Here is a 16,333-nt window from a genome sequence, read left to right on the forward strand (position 1 = left end):
CACTGCACTAGCAAGGTGACTGGGGAAATTTATCGTTACTTGGCCTGGCCACATCGTCGCAAAAGTCAAAAGCCATTTGCGATAAGGTCGAATCCACAAGCCTTGGCGGAATACCCCAAGCGGTAAAGTGGGTTCCTCCTCTTAACTGAGGGAAATGCCATAAGTAACCGACGTTTTAGTCCCAAGTCGAGTGTTCAACGAGACATTACTATCAGCTTAACTAAAACAGATTTATGATATGAGATCTTTTGGAGGCTTTAAAAAGTCAAAAGCATGCATTCCTTTACCATCACTGGAAGCTATGGAATGATTGGCTGTAAATTGCCGAATAAAAGAAACTTGGGGCCTATCCCCTACTACATAATGAATATGGCAACAGTGACAAACACACAAAGGGGAACAATGATCTTCGTCAGCGTGCTGGGAGTGGTGCCCATCCATCGCCACCACCACAGTTTCTGTCGAGTCTGCCCGTGTCACTGAAGTATCATCCGCACAGGGAATCACCAGTAATATCAGCAAGTAATAACTCAATATGACTTGAAGTATTTTCATTATTTGTAAAGGTACCAAATTAAGGCATGCAATAGGTATGCAAAATCAAATTTCTACCAGGCAGAAGGGATATTTATACAGATTTTCCTGCTAAAACCAACGCTTCCTTGACCTTCTGTACCAAGGTTTTGGCTTTAAAAGGTTTTTTCAAAATTATGGTGTTTGAAATAGCTTCAATCTCTGCTTCAAACCTTACCTGAGAATATACATCCGAAACAAACATCACTGGAATTTGATGGTACTTTCGCAGGAGGTTCACCAATTCAGGCCCAGAAGCGTAGCGTTCCAGAAAAGCGCTAAGGATAAATAGATCCGGTTTGAATGCACAAAAACCGTCCTTAAGGTCGTTTACACTGTCGATTTCCTTTAATTCATGCCCCTCCAATTCAAGGATTTCCTGCATATTATCGGATAAACTTTGATCCTTTTCCAGGATTAAAATTTTGGCCATTATTGTTTTTTTTGTTTGGGTGATTAATCGTTTGTTAGCTTTGCTTGTATTTTTTCATCATGATGCTAAATAATGCAACAAGGTTAGAATGGGGGATTAAGGAATCATTTGTGCAAATTTTAGATAAAGTTTGATCGAATAAACAAAGTACTTAATTTACGAAACAAAACGCAAATATAGTTTTATGAACATAGAAATTAACCTTTTAGCGGATGAGTGATGGTATTAAAGGAAATGTACGTTTTTAATGCCTTTAGCGCTGAAATCATGCATACGGAGTTCACTAAGGTTATATTTATGTGAATTTTTTATCAAACGAATTAATAGCTTAACATTTTAATTAGTTTTACCTTCAAATAATTTCTAATTAAGAACACTTTCTATGAAATCGCTAATTTTCCTTATTTTTCTTTTTCCTTTACTTATATCCTGCGAATCAAAGATGGATTTCCACCACAATAAAATCATTGCACACCGAGGTGCTTGGAAAGAATTTAATTTCCCTCAAAATTCCTTAGCATCCTTAGAAAGAGCTGTTGAACTCGGCTGTGAGGGGTCTGAGTTTGATGTTTGGATGACTGCAGACAGTGTATTGGTCGTGAATCATGATGCTGATTTTGAAGGGATGGTCATCGAAGAAAGTACCTATGCAGAACTGCTGACCATAAAACATAAAAATGGCGAGAAGATTTCTACGGTGGAAGAATACCTGAAAAAGGGAATGGAACAAAGATCCACGAAACTGATTTTTGAAATTAAGCCTTCCAAAATAAGTACAGAAAGGAGCGAGTTTATAGCGGAACAGTCTGTCAAAACTGTACAGCGTCTAGGGGCTGAAAAATGGGTGGATTATATTACTTTTAGTTATGAAGGGGGCCTTCGTGCCATCGCCCTTGATCCATCAGCGAATGTCGCATACCTTGGTGGTGATAAATCCCCTGCAGCACTTCATGAAGCTGGGTTCTTTGGGTTTGATTATAATATCAAGCTTTTGCGTCAAAAGCCTGAATGGATCAAGGAAGCGCAGAATCTAGGATTGACGGTAAATGCCTGGACGGTAAATAAGAAAGCGGATATGCAATGGCTCCTCGACCAAAATGTGGACTTCATCACCACTGACGAACCGGAAATGCTTTTTAAGTTGATCAATGAATAAAGGGTACCGTTCTCCCAATCAAAAAGCCTCGCCTATATAGATGTAAAATCCATGGCCTTCTTTGGTAAAGGCCGCATCGATACGGGTATAAATGTCTTTGGAAGGGAACAGTAAAAAGCGCAATCCAGCCCCTGCGGACCATACCACCTTATCCAGAGAAAGGTTACTGAAATCGTCAAAGACCGTCCCCGTGCCACCAAACACTGCTGCGCCAAACCGCTTGGAAAAGCCTAACGGTATCGGCAAGAATCGCAATTCCACCTGGGTGGTGAGGTAATTATTGTCTCGGTAACGACCATAGTAATAGCCTCGCATCATACTCTCTCCGCCGAGGGCACTCATCATGTTAAATGGAACATCACCGGTATTGAACTGCCCGAATAACTGGGCCGCAAGGACATTGTTCTTACTTATGGGTCGGTAAATTCGGTTATCGGTAATAATGGTGGCAAACTCATATTTACCCGCCCAAAATGGAGCATATTGGATATAAGCCAATTCCGAGAAGAGTCCATCTCGGACATTGAGTACATTATGTCTATTGTCATAAACCAAACCGAGCCCAAGGCCAACATTGGTAGAACCTTCTGCTCCCACCGGATAAGTGATTTCTGTACCTTCTTCTCGGGGTTGAAATGCCACTGAACCAAAATTGTTAAAGTCCAACTCCATCCCCAGGTAAAAGTCCTTCTTCAATTTTCGTAACACCCGCTCCTTGATCAATATTTGACGTGAATCTACGACAGCCAAATAATCGCTGGGTGTGCTTGGCCCAATTCCGTAATAGTACATTGGGAAGCGCTGAAATCGAAGTTTACCCAAGAAAAACCAATCTTCTTTATCTGTATAAATGGCATGGTCAAACCACAAGCCATATTGCCCTTCCAAGGTGACAAAGGTGAAACCATTGATTTCACTTAACCGGTTGGTCGTATCCCTATTGGCATAAAACACATATAAGGAGCTAAGGCCTATTTCCCAGCTGGTTTCAGGAGCGTAGGCCAAAGTCGGGTAAAATAAAAACCGAGGCTGGGCTACATCACTGGTGTCGTTTATCAACCCGTTGATATAACGGTGGATAAATCCATTTTTTTGACCGGACTTTGCTCCACTACGGGATTCAGTTTCTTGAGCTTCAACCGTCTCAGCATTAAAACTCCATACTAAAAATAAAATGAGAATGTTTCTTTTCATCCAATTGCATTAACACGTTGGGATAATAACGCATAATGGATCAATGTTGTTTATATAATTCATAAAACGTGGACTGTTTTCGAGAGATTTTACTGCTTATTATCAAAAAACATTTCGCATTAAAAGCCCCAGGCAATCATCCTAATGATCTCCTCAGTGGTAATGGGAGACTTTATCAATTCCTTTTTATCAGAAAGCTGGTGTCTTAGCCAGTGTATGGTAGGCCTTATCCAAGAAGCACTCTCACGGTCCTCTTGGTTGATGAGGAATCCCAACTGGATGTAAAGTGTCATCTTCTCGAAAATTTCTTTTGCGTTATATTCTGCTGTTTCCCGGTCCACCACTTCAAGCGTGTCTAGTTGCCCCAGTATATAATTAAAATTGGCGAGTTCCTTATTCATTCCAGGCTTTTTGGCCAAAGACTCCTTGGTCTGATGGACAAGTTTTTCCAGGCCATCACCTTTATGACATGCCCTAAGGGTGTCTAAAATCATCATATTTCCGGTACCTTCCCATATCGGTAATACCATACTGTCCCGCATGAATTTGGGCAAAACACCTTCTTCAATATAGCCCAATCCTCCCAAAAGCTCCATGCACTCCCTGATCGCATAAACGCTTGTTTCCGCACTTTTCTTCTTTACCATTGGGATGAGGACTCTTAACATACTTTGGTATTCATCTTCACCCGCTTCCAACTTGTCCAACATGCCTATCGTCTTCCAAGTGAGGTAAAAGTCAGCCACATAACGGGATGCCAATTCATAAAGTTTATTCCTGACCAACGCATGTTCTAGTGCTCGCTTGCCAAATGTATGCCGAAAGCATAAAAACTGGTAAGCTTCGATCAGGCATCTCCTAAGACCCGCTATGGAAATGACGGCATTCCATAAGCGGGAAAGGTTGATCATTTCGGTCATGATCTTGAACCCCTCGCCCTCTTTTCCAATTATGGTGGCTTGGGTATTTTTAAAATTGATTTCTGCCGTAGCCATAGATTTGACCCCTAACTTATCTTTCAGTCGGACATATTCCATTGTCCCACCACTGTCGTCAAATTGACTGTTCTCAACAAGAAACAACGATAATCCTTGCGTACCCTTAATACCACTATCTGTTCTGGCAAGTACCAATTTGATTTCTGCAGATGCATTACTGCAAAACCATTTTTCTCCATTTAGAAGATAAGAGGATTCCCCTACTTTAGTGGCCAGTAATTGGTTTGCACCAACATCTGAACCTCCTGCTTTTTCGGTCAAAAACATGGCGCCAGTATACAAATGCTCGACCTCACTCGTATAAATATGTTCGATGAATCGTTTACTATCTCCAGGGGGCAAGTATTTATCCAGAATCATGGCAGCTCCATCCGTCATGCACAGCGGACAAGATACGCCACTCTCCCCCATTCCATAAATAAAGGCAAGACTAAAGCCCATGCGGTGCAACTGGCCTTTGTACACTGACCGAAATGTAGGGTTCCATTTTATGCTTAGGATTCCTGCGTCTACCGCTATTTTCAATAAGGCCTTGTACGCAGGATGATAGGTAATCTTTTGGATATCCCTCCCAAATAAATCTCTTTTGACGAGCTTGGGAGGGTTTTTATCTGCCGTCATAGAAAGCTCATCCATATTCGAAGCTGCATTCTTTCCTAGCTTAGTGAGCCGCGCTTGGATAAAAGACCAAACAGTGGAAGAAAACTCTTTTTGTAAAAAATGAACTAGAATTTTATCACTAACAAAATAGTTTTTACTAGTAGAAAAATGATCATCCACTACCTCGTTTGACGAAGAAGAATTTTCCTGAGAAAAACCCAATAGGTTATGCATAATTCAAAAATTAGGGATGCAATAATTTACCAAATATCATCATATATTAGGGTTTGTGGGTAAATATTAGCTGATTACCATTAAATTAAACCGATTACCTTCTATTTATCTAACGATTTAAACATACTTACGTTCTACTTTTAGTATTTAAAACATTGTCGTTAAAAGGGGGGAAATCCAATAACCCCGGATCAAGCAATAGTTCTGGGGTGATAAATTTCTTTATTTATCGGAATAATCATACGCCACAAAGCCTTTAAGGCACAAAGTAACTTTAAATCCCTTTCAGTGCAGATGCAGCACTCACTTGGAATATTTGAGACCTTGTGGCATTTTTGTTTCCTGTGGTGTTACCAAAAAACAAACTGTCAATACCGAACTTTTCCGATTGATCCCTAAACATGTTTATTATTGTTCATCCATGGCGAAATAGGAACCAAAGGTAGCATAGAATATGATTGGCTCTCGAAAAAGGCTAGCCCCCATCTTTTCTGCTTAATCCATAATCCAGTGTTGTCTCAAATCTAATTGTCCCTAGAAATGGAATGCCCTTTTCATTTGGGTTACGTTGTTTGAACTAATTTTACTTAAATATAGTAAATTACCCAATATTTAAGTGTAATATATAATTATTTGAAAAAATACCAATATCATCACGTTGCTTGCCTCTCTGATCCAGCAAAGATTTTACTTTTCAAGATTCTACTGGGAAAAATCATGGGATGACTAAAATATATGAAAGGATAAAACTACTCCTTTATAAAAATTAATATGGACAAATAGGAGGGTATTTCAACTGTGGACTGGATGAATGCACACAAAATGATTTCACGGAACATTTAGAGAACGTTTTATTAAATGAGCCAAAGATAATAGGATGGACACAAATTTACCATGGTTTAAGCTCCCTAAATGTGTTTATTCACGTTCATCCGTAACAGAATAGGAACTAAAGGTGACAAAGCATATGTTTACTCATCGAAATGGGCTAGCTTAAAACTTTTCTGACTGATCCTGGAACACTTGCATAAAGGGTATAAAGATGCTTTAAAAATGTCCGTCTTCATTAAAAAATGAGCATTCTCAAATGTCAAATGAGGTATCATAAAAAAGCGAAGGGACTGCCTGCTTTTCGGTAGACCATCCCTTCGCTTTCGCAATAATTATAGTAGATACTTTATTATAATTTAGCTTAACTTATGATCTTTGCCGTTAAAGTCCAAATAAACTTGGTAGCCAAAGGGTAAGTTGCGGCCAGATGGTAATCACTGCCAATCCAATGATCATGGCAATAAAGAAAGGCAGCAACGGCTTGACGACATTGGAGATAGAGGTCTTGGCCACACCTACCCCAATGAACAACACCGAACCTACAGGTGGCGTACACAAACCTATACAAAGGTTAAGTACCATGATAATACCAAAGTGCACAGGATCGATACCCAATTCGGTGACTACTGGCAAGAATATCGGCGTAAAGATCAATACCGCAGGTGTCATGTCCATGAAGATCCCAACAAAAAGTAAGATTAGGTTGATGATAATAAGGATGACAAACTTGTTATCACTTAATGAAAGTAACACAGCACTAATGGACTGCGGAATATCTTCACTGGACATCACCCAAGACATGGCCATGGAGGTAGCGATCAACATGGCTACCACTGCAGTAGTGGCAGATGATTTGAGCAAAATGGCCGGTAAATCCCTGGGTTTTAACTCCCCATAAAAGAAAGAAAGTCCCAAGCAGTATAAAACGGCGATAGCTGATGCTTCCGTGGCGGTAAACACCCCCATGACGATTCCCCCAATTACGATTACCAATAAGGTCAAGCTGGGTGCAGCAGAAAAGAACACTTTTCCCAATTCTTTAAATGAAGTAGGCTCTCCAGCAGGCAGTTTCTTTTTCTTGATAAAATAGGCGGCAGTAAGCATGAGTAAAAGTCCCATGAACAGACCAGGAATATATCCGGCTACAAATAGGGCTGCAATGGATACTCCGCCACTGGCCAAAGAATAAACAATCAATACATTGGAAGGAGGAATGACGAGCCCTGTGGTGGATGAAGTCACATTTACCGCTACTCCAAGTTCTTTAGGGTAACCTTCGTCTTCCATTCTTTTTCCTAAAATTCCGCCCAATGCAGACGCCGCTGCTACGGCTGATCCTGCGATCGCCCCAAACAGCATGGCAGCGATAACATTCACATATAGTAGTCCTCCCGGAAGTTTTCCAGTAAGGGCTTTTGCGAGGTTAATGAGCCGATTGGCGATCCCTCCCTTGTTCATGATTTCTCCAGCCAGAATAAAAAAGGGAATGGCCAAGAGTGAAAAACTATTTAACCCCGCACCCATTCGTTGGGCGATGGTCGTCATAGATGGAACAGCCGCTACGGTTACCATCAATGTCAACAAACTGGAAAAACCGAGGCTCCATGCGACGGGTACACCTAGTCCCATCAGCGTTATAAAACTTAATACTAATATGATTATGGTGATGTATTCCATGATTATGATTTTGGGTTTTGTTGAAGAAGGAGTTTGATGTCGGCCACTTGATAGATAAGAATCAAAACCCCACTAATTGGAATGATGGTGTATACATACGCCAAAGGTATCTGTAACGTAGTGGATTTTTGCCCTAAAATATAAGTAATATATACCAAGTTGCTACCACCAAAAATCATCACAGGAACAGAAAAGGCAATGATGATAACATGGATGAAGATCATCAAATTGTTTTTGGCTTTTCCCTTAAGTTTGGAAGGTAGGATATCGATGGCCAAGTGCTCGTTATGTCCCGCCACATAGGCCGCACCCAACATGCCAAGCCAAATTAATAAAAACCTTGCTAGTTCGTCCGTAAATGAACTGGGTGATTGAAACACATAACGGGAAAGTACTTGCCAAGTCACATTGATCACCATAAGCGCCATGATGAACATCAATGCATACCCCACATTATGATTTATCCGGTTTTTGAGTGAGTTACTTTGGTTATTCATGGTTCCTAATCTTTTCTATGATCTCGTACATTTCTGGCTGTGATTGTTTGATTTGCTCATACATGGGCTCCACCGCTTTTCTAAAGGGCTCTTTGTCTGGTCGTGTGATGGTCACTCCTTCTGCTTCCAACTGCCTCATACTCTCTTCTTCTGCTTCAGCCCAAATTTTATACTGAAATTTAGCAGATTCATCCGCAGCTTCCTGCAGCCAGTTTTGTTCCTCTTCGGAAAGTCTGTCCCATACTTTGGTACTCACGATAAGCATATCCGGAACGGCCGTATGCTCGTCCAATGAATAAAACTTACAAATCTCATAGTGTCTTGAACTGATTACACTTGGTGGATTGTTTTCGGCACCATCCACTATTCCCTGCTGCAGTGCCGTATAGAGCTCTCCCCAAGAAACCGGTGTTGGTGATCCTCCAAAACTATTGACCATGTTAATGGCCGTATTACTTTCCATCACCCGGATTTTCTTGCCCACCAAGTCTTCCGGACTTTCTACCGGCTTATCTTTGGTGTAAAAACTCCGCGATCCAGCATCGTAAAAGCACAGCCCCTTGAGCCAAAATTGGGTTCCTTCATTGAGGAGCCTTTTACCGATTTCACCATTAAGCACCCGCTCTCGGTGACCATTGTCCCTAAAAAGGTAGGGTTGGCTCAGCACTTGGATCTTTGGAGCAAAGCTTTCCATTACTGCAGAGGATACCTTGGTCATTCCAAGACTCCCGATTTGCAATAACTCCACCAACTCCCGTTCGTTGCCCAATTGTGCATTTGGGTATACCTTCATGGTAAGTTTCCCGTCGGATTTCTCTTCCAGCCTTTTGGCCATGTAAAGCATGGCCTCATGTACAGGGTGTTTGGTATCCAGTCCATGTCCCAATTTGATCACTCGTTTGCTACCCGGACCTTGACATGAAAATGAGACGACCAATAAACCAAAAAGCAGTATACTAACGAGAAAATTGGGTCTATGATAATTGCTTAACTTCTTCATGTATTACTGGCTATTTCTAATCCTCTGAATGGTATCCAACGCCTCCGAAATTTGTTTTTCGAGCGCATCGAATTTCTTTTGTTTGATCCAATCTTTTTTAAATAGCTGTGATCCCATGCCCACACAGGTCACACCTGCTTTGAACCATTGGCCCAAATTCTCTTCTGTAGGTTCCACTCCTCCCGTAGGCATTATCTTTAGGGAAGGAAGAACAGCTTTAACAGCTGAAATAAAGGACGGCCCAAGCACATTTCCTGGAAAAGCTTTGATGACTTGAGCTCCCATTTCCCGTGCGTTAAAAATCTCAGTCACCGTACCACAACCCGGAATCCAAAGGGTATCGTTTCTGGTAGCCGTCACGGCGACGTTGGGGATAAGGGCAGGTGAAACGATAAAATCAGCACCTGCCTCTATAAAGTCTTCCACTTCTTTTGGGGTAAAAATAGTGCCTATCCCTAACATGAGGCCTTTATGCCTACTGGAATAAGCCTTCAGTTCTCTAAAGACTTCCAATGCATTCTCCCCTCTGTTTGTAAATTCGAAAACACGCACCCCTCCATTATAAGACGCGTCCATTACATTTTTGGCTACTTCCAGATCACTGTGGTTAAAAACCGGGATCATCCCCGTTTTTTCCATCGCTTCAATGATCTCACTATTGCTAAATTTCATATGATATTTACTGGTTAACTACCTTAATAATTTTCCTACATTTTCACCTTTCACCAACTGGCTCACTTCATCGACCGTTACAAAATTGGCATCACCTGGAATAGAATGCTTTAAAACAGAAGCGGCTACTGCATATTCCAATGCTGCCTGGTCTTCTCCTTCCAGCAAACCATAAATGAGCCCTGCCATGTAGGCATCGCCCCCTCCCACTCGGTCCACAATATGGGTCATGTCGTAACTTTTGCTTTCCAACAGCTCATGCCCATTCCACAATACGCCTGAAAGGCCATTGTGACTTGCGCTGATGCTATTTCTATGGGTAGTAGAAATGTATTCGATGGAAGGACATTTTTCTTGGGCCTTTTTACAAGCAGCTTCATAGTCCTGCTCGTGGATGTCCATACAGTTTTCAAAATCCGTAAGACCGGCAATGACCACATTGGTTTTGGCAATCAAGTCTGGCATGATGTCCAATGGCTGCTTTCCATACTGCCAAAGGTTTCTCCTGTAGTTGATGTCACCACTTATTTTGACGCCAAGTTCACTTGCCGCATTGACCGCTTCGGTACAAATCTTAGCAGCTGAAGCTGAAATGGCCGGCGTAATACCCGTCCAGTGAAACCAGTCAGCACCTTTAAAAACCGCTTTCCAATCGATTTTATCTCCATCAAAATTCGCAAAAACAGAGTCAAATCGGTCATATATAATTTTGGAAGAGCGTTGCATTGCGCCGTTTTCGACAAAATAAAGCCCCATTCTTCCTTCCTCAAAATACACATATTGCGTATCCAGTCCGGCATATCGTAGATATTGGAGGGCTGCCTTTCCTATGTCATTATTTGGAAAAGCTGTTACATGCGCTGTGGAAATGCCCCAATTGGCCAGTGAAATAGCTACATTGGCTTCTGCGCCGCCATACACGATATTATATTGATTACTGCTGACAAATCTTTCATGGCCCGGAGTGGAGAGTCTCATCATGATTTCCCCGAGCGTAATTACGCGCTTGTTCATCTAATGGTTATTGGTTACTGGTTATGAAGTTATTTGTTTCAGAAATTCGACTACAAACCTTGAGCATGATCTTTCCCTTCATCTTTTGTGATTAAAAACATCCATCTCAAAGAAGGCAATTTTATGACCCTACGGTTTCATTTACCGAATTAAGCCCAAATAAATTTCCAAAAAAAATTTTAAAGGTCATTTTAAGCCTTCCCTGTTAATTTTTCTTGGCAAACCATTTCCCACCAGGTATTTCATTAGACAAAGATGCTCAAAACCGATGAAAATATTTTCTAAGCAGAAAAAAACCGGAATTTTCATTTGCTTTAGCATTTTTTTGCCTAAATTGTGCAATCGATTGCGCAATATAATAAATTTTAAAACACATGTTACATAAAATCTTAAAGATTCACCCAAAAGATAATGTCCTGGTAGCATTAACTGACCTAAAAGCCGGTGAGCAAATTGAGTTTGAAGGAAATGAAATTACCCTGACACATGATGTCAAGGCAAAACATAAATTTGCAGAAGCGGCATTTGCTACCGACGAAGACATTTATATGTATGGCATCATCTGTGGCAAAGCCATGAATGCCATTGCTAAAGGTGAAGTATTAACAACCCAAAATGTAGCCCACAAAACATCAGAATTTACCGGAGTACGGGATTTCAAACCATGGAATGCACCCGATGTAAGCAAATGGGCCGACCGCACCTTTATGGGCTATCACCGGGAAGATGGACAAGTAGGAACTGCCAATTATTGGTTGGTTATACCGCTTGTGTTCTGTGAAAACCGGAACATCGAAATCATGAAAAATGCCTTTGTAGAGGAGTTGGGATTTGCGAAGCCCAATAAATACAAGAGCTTTGTCAAGCAAATGAAAGACCTTTACACGCAAGGTAAAAAAGAAGAAATCGCGACCCTCAGTGTGGAAACTGCAGAGCAAGATGGGGAATCGCGTATATTTAAAAACATAGATGGCATCAAATTCCTCACCCACCAAGCAGGCTGTGGCGGAATCAGACAAGATTCCGAAATGCTTTGTGGCTTGATCGCCGGATACATTAACAATCCTAACGTGGCAGGAGCGACCATCCTTAGCCTGGGTTGCCAAAATGCACAGCCATCGATCTTAAGGGAAAAACTGGACAAGATCAATCCAGACCTTAAAAAGCCTGTCATTATCTTGGAGCAACAACAAGAAGGAACAGAAAACACCCTTCTCACCAATGCTATCCAAAAAACCTTCCTTGCCCTCACCGATGCAGATCAATTGGAGCGACAACCTGCGCCTTTGAGCAAGCTTACCGTAGGGCTTGAATGTGGTGGATCTGATGGCTTCTCTGGCATTTCGGCCAATCCTTCCGTAGGCCATGCTTCTGACTTGGTGGTAGCACTTGGCGGAAAAACCATCCTTTCCGAATTTCCGGAGCTGTGTGGGGTAGAGCAAGAATTGATCAACCGCTGTACGACCGATGAGTCCGCTGACAAATTCGTGACGTTAATGAGAGCTTACGCCGCTTCCGCAGAAGCAGTAGGTTCAGGTTTTGACATGAACCCAAGTCCTGGAAACATTAAGGACGGCCTGATCACGGATGCAATGAAATCTGCAGGAGCTGCTAAAAAAGGAGGTACCTCTCCTATTGTAGACGTGTTGGATTATGCAGAATATGTCACCAAACCCGGCCTTAATTTACTATGTACTCCAGGCAATGATGTGGAGAGCACCACTGCTATGGCTGGATCTGGAGCTAACGTCATCCTCTTCACCACCGGCTTGGGCACGCCCACCGGAAATCCTGTAACCCCAGTGTTAAAAGTTTCTTCCAATCATATTTTGGCAGAAAAGATGGATGATATCATTGATATCAATACCGGCGGGGTAATTTCAGGTGACAAAACCATCGATCAGATGGGCGAAGAAATTCTTGAGCACATCATTGAAGTGGCCAGTGGCAACAAAAAGGCCAAAGCCATGACGTTAAATCAGGATGACTTCATCCCTTGGAAAAGAGGCGTTTCGTTGTAAATAGCGGAGCCAAATATTAAATCCCTCAGGTTTCAGCCCTGATATAAAAAAGCGCCAGAAGGCGCTTTTTTGTTTAAAATTCAGGAATGTCCCATGTTTTTAAGCGATTCACCTGATGGATGAATGACTTTTCTATGTAGCCATTTGCCCAACGTGTCCTACAGGTGAACCTCCCAATCTCGCCCCAAATTCGCCTATCCAGTTGTAAACTACGAATTATCTAACCTTCCATTTTCCACTCCACTCCCCTATCAGCTACCCTTCTGGCACCGCTACCTCTCGGAATCGATTTCGTAATTAAACTACGTACAATATTTGTCAAGCAAAGATTAAATCCTCATTTTTAGCTTACTAAAATCAATAAAACCGAGATAAACATGTATAAGAAATTATCTTTTCCACTTGCGCTAATTTTAAGTGGAATGATTTGTTTTTCCTGTGAACAAAAAAAGGAAAGTACCTCTACCGAAGATGGATGGACCTCACTTTTTGATGGTGAATCACTGGAAGGCTGGAAGGCTTTGGGTGGTGAAGCGGAATTTATCATAGAGGACGATGCCATCGTGGGGATATCCAAAGTAAATACCCCAAACACTTTTCTCTCCACCGAAAAGATCTTTGGCGATTACATTCTGGAATTGGACCTGAAAATTGAGGACGAAACCAGCAATTCAGGCGTGATGACCCGCGGGCAATATGATGCTCAAAAAGGCCGGGTTTTCGGCTATCAAGTAGAAGCTGACCCCAAAGAGCGTGCATGGTCTGGCGGGATCTATGATGAAGCGCGACGTGGCTGGCTCTATCCGTTAAGCTTAAACCCAGAGGCACGAAAGGCCTTCAAACTAGGAGAATACAACCACTACCGTATCGAAGCCATTGGAAATGAAATCAAAACTTGGATAAACGGGCAGCCTGTAGCCTATTTGGTGGACGACATGGACAGCCAAGGGTTTATTGGCCTTCAAGTGCATAGCATCGGGAGCAATCCTGATCATGCCGGCAGAAAAACGTACTTCAAGAACATTAAGGTCCAAACTGAAAACCTGGAGCCAAAAGCTTTTGAAAAAGGACACTATGTGGTCAGTACCATTGACAATTCGCTGACGGACTATGAAAAGGAAGATGGCTGGAAATTGCTATTTAACGGAACTAACACAGCAGGATGGAAATCAGCCAAAGGTGAAGAATTCCCATCCAAGGGATGGACAGTTAGTGAGGGGGTGCTGACGATAGCAGAATCCGATGGTAGTGAATCACAATCTTTTGGAGACATCATCACAGAAGACATGTACAGTGCTTTTGATCTTTCTTTCCAGTTCAAGCTATCCGAAGGAGCCAATAGCGGTGTGAAATACTTTGTGACGCTGGATGAAAAAACTTCAGGATCAGCCATTGGGTTAGAATATCAAATCTTGGACGACGAAAAGCATCCCGATGCCAAAAAAGGAAAAAACGGAAACAGGACCCTTTCTTCCCTGTATGACCTGATTACAGCTGACAAACAACCCCGGTTTATAAAACCAATTGGTGAATGGAACCAAGGTCGGGTGGTCGTTTACCCTAACAATCATGTAGAACATTACCTAAATGGTGTAAAAGTTCTCGAATATGAAAGAGGTTCTGATGAGTACCGTAAACTGGTGGCAGGGAGCAAATACGCCAAATGGGAAGATTTTGGAGAAGCTGATCAAGGTCACATCCTTCTTCAGGATCATGGAAACCTGGTAAGCTTCAAAAGCATCAAATTAAAACCACTACATTAAGCCGTTAGCCATTCATGCTAAAAATGGACCATTAAATCAGATGACCCTGTCACCCATTTGTGTTAGCAGGGTCATTTGATTTTAATAGATTCCTATCCGGTATAATTTAGAAAATTAAAAAGCCTTATGAAAACCAATAATAATAGAAGAACATTTATCAAAAAATCAGTCCTTGCCACTGCAGGCATTTCCAGCTTGGGGGCATTGGGCTTCAGCGCCAAAAGTTACGGCAACATCCTAGGAGCAAATGACCGGCTGAATATAGCCATTTGTGGTTTGGGAAGACGATTGGGGGCCTATTATGATCCCATTTCCTTGCCGGTCTCCAATGTAAACTTGGTTTACCTCTGTGATGTCATGAAGTCACAACGGGAAAAAGCGGCAAAAAACTTTGCCAAGCGAATCGACCACAACGCAAAATTGGAAAACAGTATTTTTAAAGTCATTGAAGACCCTCAAGTAGATGCGATCATCAATGCCACCCCGGACCACTGGCATGCACCGGGAACTTGGATGGCCGTGGAAGCAGGAAAGCATGTATATGTAGAAAAACCGTGTAGCCACAATCCCAGAGAAGGAGAACTGTTGGTGGAATACCAAAAGAAATACAATAAAGTGATCCAAATGGGAAACCAGCAGCGGTCTTCTTCACCTTCCCAAGAAATCATCAATGCCATTCATAATGGAGAAATTGGCAATCCATACAAAGCCACGGCATTTTACTCCAATTCCAGAGGACGTGTGGTAAACCCCACCAAAGCACCGGTACCAGAAGGTTTGGACTGGGATCTTTTCCAAGGGCCTTCTCCGCGCAAAGAATACATGCACGACACTTGGGACTATAATTGGCATTGGTATGGATGGGATTTTGGAACAGCAGAGACAGGTAACAATGCGACTCATGAGCTGGACATTGCCCGATGGGCACTGCAGGTAGAGTTTCCTAATCGCGTGATGGTAGATTCAGGAAAATACCATTGGCCTGATGATGGCTGGACCATGTACGATACCATGGATGCCGTATTTAAATTTGAAGGTAACAAGACCATTCAGTGGGATGGTAAGAGCCGAAACAGCATGAAAACTTATGGTGGCGGTAGAGGAACCATCATTTATGGTACCGAAGGATCAGCCTTCATTGATCGAAGCGGGTATAAACAATATGACAGGGATGGTAAATTAGTTAAAGAAAACTATGGATCAGGTTCTGAAGCCGGCACAGCCTTGGGCGGAGGAGGCGACGTGTCCACCACACACGTTTATAATTTCTTCCAAGCCATCAGAGGAAAGGAAAAACAAAATTCTCCTATTGATGAAGGAGCGAAAAGCACCTTGCTATGCCACTTGGCAAATATCGCTTCACGAACTGGAGATGTATTGGAGTGTGACACCAAAGATGGCCATATCACCAATAGCAGAGCTGCCCAAAAGCTTTGGTCCAGGGACTATGAAAAAGGATACGAACCTACTATCTAATGGTATAAACCATGCTCATACCAAACATTAACGAATAATTGGTTGGTATTCGGAATGCAGGATATTGAAAAGGGATCATCCACGGGGCTAAACTTCGTGGCTTGATCCCTTTTCTTCTTTATCGGACATTATGCACAGCATAAACTAGAACCAAAAAGTCTTTAATTTCGGCCCCAAGGTCAATGCAAAGTATC

At 42.1% G+C, this 16,333-nt stretch carries 13 protein-coding genes; 4 read left to right on the plus strand and 9 right to left on the minus strand.

Annotated elements, in window-relative coordinates; all coding sequences use genetic code 11:
- Window positions 1-231: 231 nt before the first annotated feature.
- Window positions 232-555 carry a DUF6660 family protein gene (locus ECHVI_RS23740; protein ID WP_157501499.1) on the minus strand — a complete coding sequence of 108 codons (324 nt, stop codon included), beginning with the start codon at window positions 553-555 and terminating at the stop codon, window positions 232-234.
- A 73-nt stretch (window positions 556-628) separates the two neighbouring features.
- Complete coding sequence (locus tag ECHVI_RS17625) at window positions 629-1,006, minus strand: response regulator (RefSeq protein WP_041738832.1); 378 nt, start codon at window positions 1,004-1,006, stop codon at window positions 629-631.
- A 442-nt stretch (window positions 1,007-1,448) separates the two neighbouring features.
- Between ECHVI_RS17625 and ECHVI_RS17630 the strand changes: the two genes are divergently transcribed.
- Complete coding sequence (locus ECHVI_RS17630; protein ID WP_245553363.1) at window positions 1,449-2,162, plus strand: glycerophosphodiester phosphodiesterase; 714 nt, start codon at window positions 1,449-1,451, stop codon at window positions 2,160-2,162.
- 18 nt (window positions 2,163-2,180) lie between these two features.
- On the opposite strand, the gene ECHVI_RS17635 is transcribed toward ECHVI_RS17630, so the two are convergent.
- The 7 genes from ECHVI_RS17635 to ECHVI_RS17665 form a co-directional block, all read right to left on the minus strand.
- Window positions 2,181-3,356, minus strand: a complete 1,176-nt coding sequence (locus ECHVI_RS17635) for a BamA/TamA family outer membrane protein (protein ID WP_015267384.1) — start codon at window positions 3,354-3,356, stop codon at window positions 2,181-2,183.
- Between the two features lie 119 nt (window positions 3,357-3,475).
- Complete coding sequence (locus tag ECHVI_RS17640; RefSeq protein ID WP_015267385.1) at window positions 3,476-5,188, minus strand: acyl-CoA dehydrogenase family protein; 1,713 nt, start codon at window positions 5,186-5,188, stop codon at window positions 3,476-3,478.
- A 1,212-nt stretch (window positions 5,189-6,400) separates the two neighbouring features.
- Window positions 6,401-7,696: a TRAP transporter large permease gene (locus ECHVI_RS17645; protein WP_015267387.1), complete on the minus strand. Its 1,296-nt coding sequence runs from the start codon at window positions 7,694-7,696 to the stop codon at window positions 6,401-6,403.
- 2 nt (window positions 7,697-7,698) lie between these two features.
- A complete protein-coding gene (locus ECHVI_RS17650; RefSeq protein WP_015267388.1) occupies window positions 7,699-8,193 on the minus strand; it encodes a TRAP transporter small permease in 495 nt (164 codons plus the stop codon).
- A complete protein-coding gene (locus ECHVI_RS17655; protein WP_015267389.1) occupies window positions 8,186-9,193 on the minus strand; it encodes a TRAP transporter substrate-binding protein in 1,008 nt (335 codons plus the stop codon). Before ECHVI_RS17655 ends, ECHVI_RS17650 begins: the two co-directional genes overlap by 8 nt.
- Window positions 9,194-9,196: 3 nt before the next feature.
- The gene (locus tag ECHVI_RS17660; RefSeq protein ID WP_015267390.1) at window positions 9,197-9,865 is read right to left on the minus strand and encodes a bifunctional 4-hydroxy-2-oxoglutarate aldolase/2-dehydro-3-deoxy-phosphogluconate aldolase; all 669 of its coding nucleotides are present in this window, start codon (window positions 9,863-9,865) and stop codon (window positions 9,197-9,199) included.
- Window positions 9,866-9,883: 18 nt separating this feature from the next.
- Window positions 9,884-10,879, minus strand: coding sequence for a sugar kinase (locus ECHVI_RS17665; RefSeq protein WP_015267391.1), 996 nt, complete (start codon window positions 10,877-10,879; stop codon window positions 9,884-9,886).
- 374 nt (window positions 10,880-11,253) lie between these two features.
- Here ECHVI_RS17665 and ECHVI_RS17670 point away from each other — a divergent pair, with 374 nt between their 5' ends.
- From ECHVI_RS17670 to ECHVI_RS17680, 3 genes are all read left to right on the plus strand, one after another.
- Entirely contained in the window at window positions 11,254-12,900 is a 1,647-nt protein-coding gene (locus ECHVI_RS17670) for a UxaA family hydrolase (protein WP_015267392.1), read from the plus strand.
- 377 nt (window positions 12,901-13,277) lie between these two features.
- Window positions 13,278-14,663 carry a 3-keto-disaccharide hydrolase gene (locus ECHVI_RS17675; protein WP_015267393.1) on the plus strand — a complete coding sequence of 462 codons (1,386 nt, stop codon included), beginning with the start codon at window positions 13,278-13,280 and terminating at the stop codon, window positions 14,661-14,663.
- A gap of 126 nt (window positions 14,664-14,789) precedes the next feature.
- Window positions 14,790-16,139, plus strand: a complete 1,350-nt coding sequence (locus ECHVI_RS17680) for a Gfo/Idh/MocA family protein (RefSeq protein WP_015267394.1) — start codon at window positions 14,790-14,792, stop codon at window positions 16,137-16,139.
- Window positions 16,140-16,333 lie beyond the last annotated feature (194 nt).

It is taken from the genome of Echinicola vietnamensis DSM 17526 (assembly GCF_000325705.1).
Classification (GTDB): Bacteria; Bacteroidota; Bacteroidia; order Cytophagales; family Cyclobacteriaceae; genus Echinicola; species Echinicola vietnamensis.

Bases quoted from the DNA above. Each gene is read 5' to 3' on its own strand.
- ECHVI_RS23740 (WP_157501499.1), bottom strand. From the start codon at position 555: ATGAAAATACTTCAAGTCATATTGAGTTATTACTTGCTGATATTACTG.
- ECHVI_RS17625 (WP_041738832.1), bottom strand. From the start codon at position 1,006: ATGGCCAAAATTTTAATCCTGGAAAAGGATCAAAGTTTATCCGATAAT.
- ECHVI_RS17675 (WP_015267393.1), top strand. From the start codon at position 13,278: ATGTATAAGAAATTATCTTTTCCACTTGCGCTAATTTTAAGTGGAATG.
- ECHVI_RS17665 (WP_015267391.1), bottom strand. From the start codon at position 10,879: ATGAACAAGCGCGTAATTACGCTCGGGGAAATCATGATGAGACTCTCC.
- ECHVI_RS17660 (WP_015267390.1), bottom strand. From the start codon at position 9,865: ATGAAATTTAGCAATAGTGAGATCATTGAAGCGATGGAAAAAACGGGG.
- ECHVI_RS17630 (WP_245553363.1), top strand. From the start codon at position 1,449: ATGGATTTCCACCACAATAAAATCATTGCACACCGAGGTGCTTGGAAA.
- ECHVI_RS17635 (WP_015267384.1), bottom strand. From the start codon at position 3,356: ATGAAAAGAAACATTCTCATTTTATTTTTAGTATGGAGTTTTAATGCT.
- ECHVI_RS17640 (WP_015267385.1), bottom strand. From the start codon at position 5,188: ATGCATAACCTATTGGGTTTTTCTCAGGAAAATTCTTCTTCGTCAAAC.
- ECHVI_RS17680 (WP_015267394.1), top strand. From the start codon at position 14,790: ATGAAAACCAATAATAATAGAAGAACATTTATCAAAAAATCAGTCCTT.
- ECHVI_RS17670 (WP_015267392.1), top strand. From the start codon at position 11,254: ATGTTACATAAAATCTTAAAGATTCACCCAAAAGATAATGTCCTGGTA.
- ECHVI_RS17645 (WP_015267387.1), bottom strand. From the start codon at position 7,696: ATGGAATACATCACCATAATCATATTAGTATTAAGTTTTATAACGCTG.
- ECHVI_RS17655 (WP_015267389.1), bottom strand. From the start codon at position 9,193: ATGAAGAAGTTAAGCAATTATCATAGACCCAATTTTCTCGTTAGTATA.
- ECHVI_RS17650 (WP_015267388.1), bottom strand. From the start codon at position 8,193: ATGAATAACCAAAGTAACTCACTCAAAAACCGGATAAATCATAATGTG.